This is a genomic window from Blattabacterium cuenoti (assembly GCF_014251715.1).
GTDB lineage: Bacteria > Bacteroidota > Bacteroidia > Flavobacteriales > Blattabacteriaceae > Blattabacterium > Blattabacterium cuenoti_M.
Map to the genome: position 1 here is coordinate 243,717 of NZ_CP059198.1, position 11,813 is coordinate 255,529.

13 protein-coding genes and 1 tRNA gene are annotated in these 11,813 nt (G+C 25.5%); 4 read left to right on the top strand and 10 right to left on the bottom strand.

What is annotated here, in order from left to right; genetic code table 11:
• Positions 1-13: 13 nt before the first annotated feature.
• From rpsT to H0H59_RS01180, 6 genes are all read right to left on the bottom strand, one after another.
• Entirely contained in the window at positions 14-253 is a 240-nt protein-coding gene (gene rpsT, locus H0H59_RS01155) for a 30S ribosomal protein S20 (protein ID WP_185862336.1), read from the bottom strand.
• 28 nt (positions 254-281) lie between these two features.
• Positions 282-353: transfer RNA gene (locus H0H59_RS01160), tRNA-Glu, on the bottom strand.
• A gap of 234 nt (positions 354-587) precedes the next feature.
• Positions 588-1,829 (bottom strand): 3-phosphoshikimate 1-carboxyvinyltransferase, encoded by a 1,242-nt coding sequence (locus H0H59_RS01165; RefSeq protein ID WP_185862337.1) that lies wholly within the window; start codon positions 1,827-1,829, stop codon positions 588-590.
• 3 nt (positions 1,830-1,832) lie between these two features.
• Positions 1,833-2,162 carry a nucleotide pyrophosphohydrolase gene (locus H0H59_RS01170; RefSeq protein ID WP_185862338.1) on the bottom strand — a complete coding sequence of 110 codons (330 nt, stop codon included), beginning with the start codon at positions 2,160-2,162 and terminating at the stop codon, positions 1,833-1,835.
• Positions 2,163-2,165: 3 nt separating this feature from the next.
• On the bottom strand, positions 2,166-3,131 hold the full coding sequence (locus H0H59_RS01175) for a transketolase family protein (RefSeq protein WP_185862339.1): 966 nt from the start codon (positions 3,129-3,131) through the stop codon (positions 2,166-2,168).
• Positions 3,132-3,139: 8 nt separating this feature from the next.
• The gene (locus H0H59_RS01180; protein ID WP_185862340.1) at positions 3,140-4,006 is read right to left on the bottom strand and encodes a transketolase; all 867 of its coding nucleotides are present in this window, start codon (positions 4,004-4,006) and stop codon (positions 3,140-3,142) included.
• 82 nt (positions 4,007-4,088) lie between these two features.
• Between H0H59_RS01180 and smpB the strand changes: the two genes are divergently transcribed.
• Together smpB and H0H59_RS01190 are read left to right on the top strand one after the other, a co-directional pair.
• Positions 4,089-4,529, top strand: a complete 441-nt coding sequence (smpB, locus tag H0H59_RS01185) for an SsrA-binding protein SmpB (protein ID WP_185862341.1) — start codon at positions 4,089-4,091, stop codon at positions 4,527-4,529.
• 48 nt (positions 4,530-4,577) lie between these two features.
• Positions 4,578-5,801, top strand: coding sequence for an OmpA family protein (locus tag H0H59_RS01190; protein ID WP_185862342.1), 1,224 nt, complete (start codon positions 4,578-4,580; stop codon positions 5,799-5,801).
• 32 nt (positions 5,802-5,833) lie between these two features.
• Here the strand turns inward: H0H59_RS01190 and tatC are convergent, their stop codons facing one another.
• Positions 5,834-6,634: a twin-arginine translocase subunit TatC gene (tatC, locus tag H0H59_RS01195; protein WP_185862343.1), complete on the bottom strand. Its 801-nt coding sequence runs from the start codon at positions 6,632-6,634 to the stop codon at positions 5,834-5,836.
• Between the two features lie 70 nt (positions 6,635-6,704).
• On the opposite strand from tatC, the gene H0H59_RS01200 reads away from it, so the two are divergent.
• Positions 6,705-7,715, top strand: coding sequence for a redox-regulated ATPase YchF (locus tag H0H59_RS01200; RefSeq protein WP_185862344.1), 1,011 nt, complete (start codon positions 6,705-6,707; stop codon positions 7,713-7,715).
• Here the strand turns inward: H0H59_RS01200 and H0H59_RS01205 are convergent.
• Together H0H59_RS01205 and dapF are read right to left on the bottom strand one after the other, a co-directional pair.
• The gene (locus H0H59_RS01205; protein WP_185862345.1) at positions 7,705-8,775 is read right to left on the bottom strand and encodes a zinc-binding metallopeptidase family protein; all 1,071 of its coding nucleotides are present in this window, start codon (positions 8,773-8,775) and stop codon (positions 7,705-7,707) included. The two genes, H0H59_RS01200 and H0H59_RS01205, sit on opposite strands and share 11 nt — an antisense overlap.
• Positions 8,776-8,786: 11 nt before the next feature.
• The gene (gene dapF, locus H0H59_RS01210; RefSeq protein WP_185862414.1) at positions 8,787-9,581 is read right to left on the bottom strand and encodes a diaminopimelate epimerase; all 795 of its coding nucleotides are present in this window, start codon (positions 9,579-9,581) and stop codon (positions 8,787-8,789) included.
• 97 nt (positions 9,582-9,678) lie between these two features.
• On the opposite strand from dapF, the gene H0H59_RS01215 reads away from it, so the two are divergent.
• Complete coding sequence (locus tag H0H59_RS01215) at positions 9,679-11,184, top strand: Do family serine endopeptidase (protein WP_185862346.1); 1,506 nt, start codon at positions 9,679-9,681, stop codon at positions 11,182-11,184.
• Here the strand turns inward: H0H59_RS01215 and H0H59_RS03095 are convergent.
• A complete protein-coding gene (locus H0H59_RS03095) occupies positions 11,181-11,810 on the bottom strand; it encodes an LptF/LptG family permease (protein WP_317167924.1) in 630 nt (209 codons plus the stop codon). The two genes, H0H59_RS01215 and H0H59_RS03095, sit on opposite strands and share 4 nt — an antisense overlap.
• Positions 11,811-11,813 lie beyond the last annotated feature (3 nt).

Genomic DNA, 11,813 nt, shown 5'->3' on the forward strand with positions numbered 1-11,813 from the left:
ATAAACTAAAAAATTAATTTAAAAATAATTTTTTACTTAATTTTTTTTTAAATCTAGCAGCTTTATTCACATGTATAATATTTTTTTTTGCTAGTTTATCTATCATAGAAATTACAATAGGATACTGTTCCTTATTTTTATTATTTAATAATTTTTTGATAGCTGTTTTTGTACTTTTACATACATATTTATTACGTACCCGTCTGGTATAGTTTTGTCTAATTCTTTTTAGAGAAGATAAATGATTAGCCATAAAAATAATGATTATAGTATAGAATTAATAGCCCATAGGGGAATCGAACCCCTCTTTCCAGGATGAAAACCTGACGTCCTAACCAATAGACGAATGGGCCTTCAATCAAATAATTAGAAATACAAATTATATTTTTTTTATATTTAATACAAGTATTTTATTTACATTTATTATCCTCTTTTATTATTAGTCTTTTTTTTTAAAAAAACAGAATTATACAAGTACTATATCTTTACTAAAGATAGATATATGGTAAAAAAAATAGAAATATATTGTGCTTAAAAATGTTTTATTTTATAAAAAAAAATATTTTTACCTAAAAATCTAAAAAGTATTATTTATTTTCAATTGAAAACCCTAAAAATTTTAAGTCTTTCCAAAAATTAGGATATGATTTTTCTACAACATTAGGGTCTTCTATTTGTAACGAAGAACATAATCCCCATGGGGAAAAAGACATGGCCATTCTATGATCCTGATACGTTTTTATCCTTATATTGGTTTTTATACTTTTATAAAAATCTATTATTTCTAAATAAGAGTCCGTTATTTTTGTTATAACCCCTAATTTTAATAGTTCTTTTTTTAATGCTTGCAATCTATCTGTCTCTTTAATTTTTAACGTTTCTAATCCTTTTAAACTACATTTTATACCAAGAGCAGCACAAGTTACAACAATAGTTTGTGCAATATCTGGAGTTTTATTTAAATCCAATTCAATAAATTTTGGAAAAATAAAATTTAATTTTTTTTTTAATGTTATTACATTTTTATTAAAAACGGTAGTTATTCCAAAACATCTATCGTAGATACTAGCAATTTCTCTATCTCCTTGTAAACTATTATTGTTATATGAACATAAAGTAATGTCGCTTTTTTTTGCTATAACTGACATAGAATAATAATAAGATGCTGAACTCCAATCGGATTCTATAAAAAAATATTTTTTAACCTTATCTTTAACCGGATAAATTTGTATAATTTTTCCTTTCCAATCAGCTTTTATTCCTGCTAAGGTTAATAAATCAAAAGTCATTTTTATGTATGGAATAGATGTAATGTTCCCTTTAAGATAAATTTTAAGTCCCATTTTAAATTGACTAGCTATTAACATTAAAGAACTAATATACTGACTGCTAATTTTTGCATCTATATCTATTTTCCCTCCTAAAATTTTTTTGCCAAAAATTTTTATTGGTGGATAACCCTCTTTTTCCAAATAAAAAATTTTTCCACCTAACTCTCTTAAAGCTTTTACAAGTACATAAATGGGTCTTTCTTTCATCCTATATGATCCTGTTAATACGATTTCTTTTCCATTTTGTATTGATAAATAAGAAGTTAAAAAACGCATAGCAGTTCCAGCATGATGAATATCTAATATACTAGAAGTACTAGTTAAACTTTTTTTTAATACCTCTGTATCTTCACAATTAGAAATATTTTCAATATGAATATCATCTTTATAAATAGCCTTTAAAATTAAAAGACGATTAGATATACTTTTAGATCCCGTAATAGATATAGAACCTGATAAAAAACTTTGTTTTTTATAAATATTAATGTAAGAAGACATATATTATTTTAATTTTTCATTTTCATGGTGTCTTCCATGATCCCTTATTTCCTTTTTTTTCAATTTTTTATGAAAGGATTTTTCCAAATCAATTCCAGTTTGATTTGCTAAACAAACTAAAACAAACAAAACATCTGATAACTCTTCTCCAAGATCTTCATTTTTTTTTAAATTTTTTTGTTTCGATTGTTCTCCATAATTTCTAGCAATAATTCTAGAAACTTCCCCTACTTCTTCTGACAAAAGAATAGTGTTAGTTAATACATTAAAATAACGAATACCATGATGAATAATCCAATTATGAACTAATTTTTGTATATTTTTTATTTCCAAAATTTATTGATTTTTCTTTTTTAATAAAAGTAGAACATGATTTATAATAGAATCATAATCTATTTTATATTTTTTTAAAAGTTCCATAGGTTTTCCGCTTTCACCAAAAACATCATTTACAGCTACTAAACTTTGAGGAATAAAACATTTTTTAGTAGTAAGTATTCTTGCTATACTCTCCCCTAATCCTCCCAAATAATTGTGTTCTTCTGCAGTAACAATACATTTTGTTTTATTAACAGACTTAAAAATAGTTTCTTCATCTAATGGTTTAATTGTATGAATATTAATAACTTCACATTCTATTCTTTTTTTTTCATACAAAATTTTAGATGCTACTAACGATTCCCATACTAAATGTCCTGTGCTAACAATGGTAACATCTTTTCCCTCTGTTAAAACAACAGCTTTTCCTATTTCAAATATTTGGTTTTCATTTGTAAAATTAGCTACTGCAGGACGACCAAATCGCAAATATACTGGACCAAAATAATTAGATATAGCTAAAGTAGCGGCATAAGTTTGATTATAATCACAAGTATTAATAACAGTCATTCCAGGTAACATTTTCATCATGCCAATATCTTCTAAACTTTGATGTGTAGCTCCATCTTCTCCTAGAGTTAATCCAGAATGAGACGCACATATTTTTACGTTTTTATAAGAATATGCAATTGATTGACGTATTTGATCGTATACACGAGATGTAGCAAAGTTAGCAAATGTTCCAGCAAATGGAATATATTTCCCAATGCTAAGTCCAGCTGCTATACCAATCATATTTGCTTCTGCTATTCCTATTTGAAAAAATCTTTCTGGAAATTCCTTAGAAAAGGTATTCATAAATAAAGAGCTAGTAAGATCCGCACATAATGCTACTATTTTTTTATTTTTTTTACCTAAAAAAGATAAAGCTTCCCCAAATCCAGCTCTAGTTTCTTTTAGTCCTTTATTTTTATATTGTTTCATAAATTTTTCTATTTTAATGGATAATCTCCTAAAAAAGTTTCTGGTAGTTGACATAACGCTTTTTCTAATTCTTCTTTATTAGGATATTTTCCATGCCATGTATTATTTCCTACCATAAAATCAACTCCATATCCCATTTTAGTATATAGTATAATTAAAACGGGTTTTTTTTTACCAGTTTCATTTTTAGCCTTTTTTAAAACATCAATAACTTTTTCAATTTTGTTTCCTTCTAATTCTTCTATAACTTCCCAATCAAAGGATTCAAATTTTTTTTTTAAATTTCCAAGAGGCAATACTTCATCTGTAGTTCCATCTATTTGTTGTCCATTATAATCTACAGTTGCTATATAATTATCTATTTTTCTAGCACCTGCATATAAAACGGCTTCCCAAATTTGTCCTTCATTTAATTCTCCATCTCCATGTAAACTATAAATAATGCTATTCCATTCTTTATTTAATTTTTTTGATAAAGCAGCGCCAATAGATACAGACATTCCTTGTCCTAAGGATCCAGAAGAAATTCGTATTCCAGGTAGTTTAGTATGTACAGATGGATGTCCTTGTAAACGAGAATTTAATTTTCTAAAAGTAGATAATTCTTTAATAGGAAAAAAACCAGAATGAGCCAATATACTATAATAAACAGGTGAAATATGCCCATTAGATAGAAAAAAAAGGTCTTCTCCTTTACCATCCATGGAAAATTTATTTGGATTATAATGCATTATTTTTTTATATAAAGCCACAAAATATTCTGTACATCCCAAAGATCCACCAGGATGTCCAGATTTTGCTTCATAAACCATACGAAGAATATCTCTTCTTACTTGAACACATAAATCCTTTAAATAACGTACCTTCACATTCATATTAAAATTTAAATTTTAAAATTTTTTTTGTATATTTTTTATTAATTATATCACAAATATCTCACAAAAGTAATAATTAATTATGAGTATTCTAAATAGAAAGGCTAGATTTCAATATCATTTTATAGAACATTATATGGCTGGAATACAATTATTTGGAACAGAAGTAAAATCTATTAGACAAAATAAAGTAAATATTATGGATAGTTTTTGCCAAATAAAAAATGGAGAATTGTATTCTATAAATATGTACATAGCTGAATACAAATTTGGAACAAACTGGAATCATTCAATTAGAAGAGAAAGAAAATTATTATTAAAAAAAAAAGAATTAATAAAAATATATAAAAAATTGAAAAATACAGGGTTAACTATTATTCCCATAGAATTATTTTTTAATGATAAAGGATATGTTAAACTAAGAATAGTTTTAGCAAAGGGTAAAAAAATATACGATAAACGTGAATTTTTGCGTAAAAAAGATTTTACTAGGGAAGTAAAACACTCGAAATTATTTTATTAATTAAATCAAATATTTATATTTGTTTAGATTCAAAGAAATTATAGTTTTATGAAAAACGTCAATTTTTTTATTATTGCTTTATTCGCTTTTTTTTCATCTGTCTTCTCTCAAGATTCTAAAGAAAGATGGTTTGTCCGAATTGGAGCACATGATATTAATTATTTTCCTATAACATCTCCTTTTAAAGGTTTTTTTCTTAAAAAGAATAATAGTTTTAATCCTATCATATCTAATATAGAATTAGAACATAACATAAAAAAACATATAGGTTTATATTTAGATGCATCATTAGGAATGGTGGACAATAACAGATGGAGAATAGGAAATGCTTTTTTTGTTAAATTGAGTCATGGGGTAAATTTATATATTTTTCCACATTACAAAATAGATCCCTATATAAGATTGGGAGCAGGGTTTCACAAATTTAATGGATACAAAGAAAGAGAGTTGAGAATAGCCGAAACAAAGTATTTTAAAACGAATAAAAATAATTTTTTTGTATTGGACGGAGGATTAGGTTTAAATTTGTGGATAGTTTCTAATTTTGGAATTAATTTACAAAGTACTTATAATCAAGTCTTTGCTTACCAAACAAAAGATTATTTGAATTTTTGGAAACATAATATCGGTATGATTTTTCGTTTTGGTAATTTAAAATTTTTAGAAAATAACGTTAAAAATAACGTTAAAAATAAAAAAATAGTAGAAATAGATCAAGATCATGCTTCTTTTCCTTTAATAAAAGAAAAAGAAGATAAAAATTTTCAGGAAAACAAAATTTGTTGTCAAGAAGATTTAGATCATGATGGAGTTTTGGATAAAGAAGATTTATGTCCAAATCTATTTGGATTAAAAAAATTTAAAGGTTGTCCTGATACAGATTCAGATAATGTTCCAGATAATGAAGATAAATGCCCTAAAAAATTTGGTAAAAAAGAAAATCAAGGATGTCCTGATGTTATTTTTAGCCCTATTTTATTTGATAGTGGAAAATTTTCATTATCTTATCGTTCTTTGGTAATTATTGATGAGATTGCTGAAATAATAATAAATAATTTTACTAATTTTAAATTTTATATAGATGGATTTACAGATTTTAATGGAAAATCCTCTAAAGTTTTGTCTCTAAAAAGAGCCAACGCCGTATTTGAAGCTTTAATTTATAGAGGAGTAGATCCTACTAGGATAGTAATTAGAGGATTAGGAGTAGGTAAAAAAAAGGGTAAAGGGAAAGGTAAAGGAAGACGTGTTGAAATTACAATACGTAAATAATGAATCATGAATAATAAAAAAACCTCTTGAAATCAAGAGGTTTTTTTATTTACATAAAAAGATATGTATATACTCACTTGATAAAGTATAAGCAGAGGAATTAAAACGATTATTGTACTTAAAATATCTCCAGGTGTAATAGCAGAAGCTATAATTAACAGAATCATAAAAGCATGTTTTCTGTATTTTTTTAAAAAAAAATAGGAAATTAATTCCATTTTAGTAAGAAAAAATATGAAGAATGGAAATAAAAAAAGAATCCCCATAGATAGTACAGAATGTATGATCAAAGATATGTAATCAGATAAATCAAATATATTTTTCGGAATATGACTTATTTTAAAAGAATATCCAAAATGAATTAGAAACGGACATAATATAAAATAACCAAATAAAACTCCTAATATAAATAAAATAGACCCCATTAAAAGTATTCCTACAGAATATTTTTTTTCTTTATCTGAAAGAGCAGGTTTTATGAATTTCCAAAATTCATAAAAAACATAAGGAAAAGATAAAATGAATCCTCCTATAAAACAAGTCCACATATAAATATGAAATTGTCCAAATATTTGTCTATTTTGTATCTCTAAATTTTGTGAAAAAAAAGATACAGAATTTAAATGAACACCTAAAAAAGTATTTGTTAATTTATAAAATATACGATAAGTAATGAAATCCGTTTTTGACGGACCAAAAATAATACAATCAAAAATAATATTTTTATTATTCATTAAAATAATCATTGCAATTATAATTGCACAAAAACAATGAATTATATGTTTTCTAAGTTCTTCAATATGTTTCCAAAACGGCATTTTATTTTCGTCCATCTATATATAATAATATTTTTTTTGATAAAAAATTGTAATTTTTATTGAATATTTTAAAAATTTCATATAAATGAAATGTGGAATTATTGGTCTTCCAAATACAGGAAAATCAACATTTTTTAACCTTATTTCTAATTCTAAAGCTTTATCAAAAAATTTTCCTTTTTGCACCATAGAACCTAATTATGGAGTAACAAAAGTTATAGATCCAAGGCTATACAAACTAAAAAAAATCATTAATCCAATAAAAATTATTCCATATAAAATAAAAATAGTAGATATAGCTGGATTAATTAAAGGATCACATAAAGGAGATGGATTAGGAAATAAATTTTTATCTCATATTCGTGAAACAAATGTCATGATTCATATGATACGTTTATTTAACGACATCAGTGTTCTTCACATAGAAGGATCTATCAATCCTATTAGAGACAAAGAAATTATTGACATAGAATTACAATTAAAAGATTTAGAAACAATAGAAAAAAGATTAGAAAAAATAACTAAAAAAAATAAAACGAATAAATCTATAAATATACTGAAACAAGTTTTTTCCTTTTTAAAAAAAGGAAAAAATATTAGAATGTATCCATTTAAAGATGATGAAGAAAAACATATAAAGGATTTACAGTTACTAACTATTAAACCTGTTATTTATGTATGTAATATAGATAATGAATTGAATGAGGAGATACATTTACATATAAAAAATATGAAAAAAATAGTAGAAACGGAGAATTCTACTTTGGTAGTTTTATCGTTGAAAAAAAATTGCTATGGTATTGATAAAGTTCTTCAAAAAGCTTATAGCTTATTAAAATTACAAAGTTTTTTTACGGTAGGAAAAGAAGAGATACGAGCTTGGTCTATTCCAAATCCATGTACCGCTTATGAAGCTGCTTCCGTAATTCATACAGATTTAAAAAAAGGATTTATAAAAGCAGAAATTATTCATTATAATGATTTTATAAAATATGGATCAGAAGAAAAAGTAAAAAAAGCGGGAAAATTTTTATGGGCAGGAAAAAATTATTTAATTCAAGATGGAGACATCATTTATTTTAGATTCAAAAAATAGAGTTATTAATTTCTTGTAAAGTTTCAAAAATTAATAAGATAGCTCTTTCTACATCTTTTTTATGAACCATTTCTACTGTTGTATGCATGTATTTAAGAGGAATGGATATTAAAGCAGACGATACTCCTTTATTCGAATAAGCAAAAGCATCTGTATCTGTTCCCGTAGATTTAGATGAAACTAAACGTTGAAAACGTATTTTTTTACTATTAGCAGTATGAATAATAAGTTCTCTAATATTTTTTTGTATCGAAGGAGCGTATCCAATTACAGGTCCTAACCCACATTTAACATCACCTTGTATTTTTTTATCAATCATAGGACTATAAGTATGATGTGTTACATCCGTAACAATTGCCATATTCGGTTGTATAGTTTTAGAAATCATTTTAGCTCCTTTTAATCCTACTTCTTCTTGAACTGAATTAACTATATATAATCCAAATTTTAAATTTACACCATTTTCCATAATCATTTTCGCAACTTCTGCTATTATAAACCCTCCAATTTTATTATCTAATGCTCTAGCTACAAAATAATTGTTATTCATTATCAAAAATTTATCAGAATAAGTAATAACACAACCTACATGAACCCCTATATTTATAGCTTCAATTTTACTAGAAACACCAATATCCACAAATATATTATCTACATTAGGAGATTTTTCTTCTGAAGATTTTCTTGTATGAATAGCTGGCCATCCAAATACTCCATGTACAAATCCTTTTTTTGTATGAATAATGACTCTTTTAGATGGAGCAATTTGATGATCTGATCCTCCATTACGAGATACATATATAATACCATCTTCAGTTATATAATTAACATACCAAGATATCTCATCAACATGAGCTTCAATAATTAATTTATATGAAGAATTAGGATTGATTATAGCTACAGCTGTCCCATATAAATCCGTTTGAATTTTTTTTACATAAGAACTAATGTAGTTCATCCATATTTTTTGTCCTTCACTTTCGTCTCCTGTTGGAGAGTACCCATTTAGATATTTTTCAAGAAATTTCAAAGAATCACTGGTAATTGAATAATTATTCATTTTTTTTTATTCTAATTTTTAATAAAAATATTTCCTTGAAATATAAATTCTACAGGGCCAGTTAAATAAATATCTTTATACTCTTTTTTTATTTTTCTAAATGAAACCCATAATTTTCCTCCTTTAGTTTTAACTAAAATTTTTCTTATTTTACTAGAAATTTTATCCGTTTGACATGCGGCAATAACAGAAGCAGTCACACCTGTTCCACAAGATAAAGTTTCTTTTTCCACACCTCTTTCATAAGTACGAACTTGTAAAATATTATTTTCAAGTATTTCTACAAAATTAACATTTACTCCTTTTTTTAAATATATATTTTGAAATCTAATTTTTCTACCTTCTTTATCTACATTCATTTCGTTTATGTTTTCTACAAAAACTATATGATGAGGAGAACCCGTATTTAAAAAAACATGTTTTGGATGAATTTCTATTTCATTTACATCTAGTAAATTAATGGAAACTAAATTTTTTGTTTTTATATATCCATCATGATATCCATCTATAGCTCTAAAATGAATTTTATTTTCTTTGTATATACCTAATTTTTTGGAAAAAAAAATAGCACATCTTCCTCCATTTCCACACATCGTACTTTCTTTCCCATCGGAATTGTAATATTTCATATAAAAATCACTTTTATAATCATCTTTAATAAAAATAATTCCATCTGCTCCAATTCCAAAATGCCTATTACATAATTTTTTAAATAAAAAAGAATCTTCCTTAACTATTTTACCCCTAGAATCTATTAATATAAAATCATTTCCTGTTCCATGATATTTAAAAAAACTCATATTCATAAACAACGAAGTTAACATTATTTTTTAAATAAAATTATGAACACTTGAGCACTTATCTATTCTATTCTATATATTTGTAGAGAGTAATAATCAAAATATGAAGAGAATAGTTTTTTATATGATTTTTAGCAGTTTAATAAGTTCAATTATAACCATTGCTGCATATAAACAATACACGAAAGAAGAACCTTTATTTTTTCCATATACATCATCTTCTTCTCCTAAAACAAAACTTACTTCATCTGATTCTTCCTCATTGGTTAGTTCTGCTGGACTACCTGATTTTACAAGAGTAGTAAAAAAAACAATACATGCAGTAGTTAATGTGAAAAACTATTCAAAAAAATATAGTAGTCAATTTGATCCATTTGATTTATTTTTTGGATTTCCTGATGATTTCGGAAATAGAGGAAAAAAACCTCAAAAAAATGACTTGCCTGGACTTCATGGATCAGGAGTAATAATCTCTCCTGATGGATATATAGTTACCAATAACCATGTCATAAAAGATGCAGAAAAAATTGAAATTTCTCTCAGCGATCAAAAAACTTATCGAGCTAAATTAATAGGGACAGATCCAAGCACGGATATAGCATTATTGAAAATAAGTGAAAAAAATTTACCTTTTATTTATTTTTCTGATTCTAATAAAGTGCAGGTAGGAGAATGGGTTTTGGCTATAGGAAATCCTTTTGATTTAAACTCTACTGTTACAGCAGGGATAATAAGTGCAAAAAATAGAAGTTTAGGAATATTAAGAGGAGAAACACAATCCTCTATTGAATCTTTTTTTCAAACAGATGCAGCAGTGAATCCTGGAAATAGTGGAGGAGCTTTAGTAAATACTAATGGAGAATTAATTGGAATTAATACTGCTATCTCTTCAGCTTCAGGAAATTTTATAGGATATAGTTTCGCTGCTCCTTCTAATTTAGTAGCAAAAGTAGTACAGGATATAAAAAAATACGGTACGGTACAACGTGCATATTTAGGAATTAGAGGGATGGATCTTTCTAAGATAGAATATTTAAAAGCTTATAATAAGGAAACACATCAAAGTATAAAACAACAACAAGGGTTTTTAATAGGAGAAGTATTTAATAAAAGTGGAGCTTCAGATGCAGGTCTTAAAAAAGGAGATATAATAAAAAACATAGACGGGACACCAATACAAAATATTGCAGATTTATCATTTATTGTAGGAACAAAACATCCAGGAGATAAAGTAAAAGTGAATATAATCCGTAACGGAAATAAAAAAACTTTTAACGTTACTTTAAAAGATATGCAAGGAAGAACAAAAATAAGAACTAGGGAGGAAATTTCTCCATCTGAATTGTTAGGTGGGACATTTGAATCACTTAACCAAGAATGTAAAAAATATTTTGGTATTGATTATGGAATTAGAATAAAAGAAATAAAAACAGGTCGTTTAAGTACTATAGGTATGGAAGAAGGAGATATTATTTTATCCATTAATGGAGAAAAAATGAGAAAACCTAATGATGTAGATCGCGTTTTAAAAAAATATTCTGGAGATGTCACCATAAAATCTATTAAACAAAATGGACAAGTATATATAGCAGGATTTGAAATGAATTAATATGTACTTCTCTTCCAATAAAAAAACCATGTAATGATTCCAAAAATCACATTAGGTAACCAAACAGATAAATAAGAAGGGATATAATTTTTAGTAGAGTATATTTTTGCAATTTCTATGAAAAAAATATAAAAAAAAGCTAATATAAACCCTATAATAATATTATAACCTATTTCTCCTTTTTTTATTTTTGAAGAGATAGATAACCCTAAAATAGTAAATATAAAAGTGGAAAAAGGTAAACTTGTTCTTTGATGATATTCATTTAAATATATATTTACATTTCTTTTTTTTCTTTCCATATCAATAAACTTTTTAAGTTCAGAAATATTCATAGTTTCTGCTATGTATTCTTCAGGTAAAAATTCTTCCGGAGTTATTGGAATTTTTTTTATTTTGTAAACTCCTCTAATAACAAAATCATGATTTTTTTTTATTGTAGTTTCTATGTAATCATATAAAATGTATATTCTATTTTTTTGGGACCAAAAAATATTTTTAGATTTTAAAATATATATTAATTGATTCCTATCAAATTTTTGATATACACATTCTTTTCCTATATTTTTTTTTTTTGAGAAATTTCGAATAAAAATATATTCATTATTTGAAATTTTAGTGCTAATCGG

Excerpts from the sequence above, each read along its gene's own strand:
- rpsT (WP_185862336.1), bottom strand. The coding sequence starts at position 253 with ATGGCTAATCATTTATCTTCTCTAAAAAGAATTAGACAAAACTATACC.
- H0H59_RS01165 (WP_185862337.1), bottom strand. The coding sequence starts at position 1,829 with ATGTCTTCTTACATTAATATTTATAAAAAACAAAGTTTTTTATCAGGT.
- H0H59_RS01175 (WP_185862339.1), bottom strand. The coding sequence starts at position 3,131 with ATGAAACAATATAAAAATAAAGGACTAAAAGAAACTAGAGCTGGATTT.
- H0H59_RS01180 (WP_185862340.1), bottom strand. The coding sequence starts at position 4,006 with ATGAATGTGAAGGTACGTTATTTAAAGGATTTATGTGTTCAAGTAAGA.
- smpB (WP_185862341.1), top strand. The coding sequence starts at position 4,089 with ATGAGTATTCTAAATAGAAAGGCTAGATTTCAATATCATTTTATAGAA.
- H0H59_RS01190 (WP_185862342.1), top strand. The coding sequence starts at position 4,578 with ATGAAAAACGTCAATTTTTTTATTATTGCTTTATTCGCTTTTTTTTCA.
- tatC (WP_185862343.1), bottom strand. The coding sequence starts at position 6,634 with ATGGACGAAAATAAAATGCCGTTTTGGAAACATATTGAAGAACTTAGA.
- H0H59_RS01200 (WP_185862344.1), top strand. The coding sequence starts at position 6,705 with ATGAAATGTGGAATTATTGGTCTTCCAAATACAGGAAAATCAACATTT.
- H0H59_RS01205 (WP_185862345.1), bottom strand. The coding sequence starts at position 8,775 with ATGAATAATTATTCAATTACCAGTGATTCTTTGAAATTTCTTGAAAAA.
- dapF (WP_185862414.1), bottom strand. The coding sequence starts at position 9,581 with ATGAATATGAGTTTTTTTAAATATCATGGAACAGGAAATGATTTTATA.
- H0H59_RS01215 (WP_185862346.1), top strand. The coding sequence starts at position 9,679 with ATGAAGAGAATAGTTTTTTATATGATTTTTAGCAGTTTAATAAGTTCA.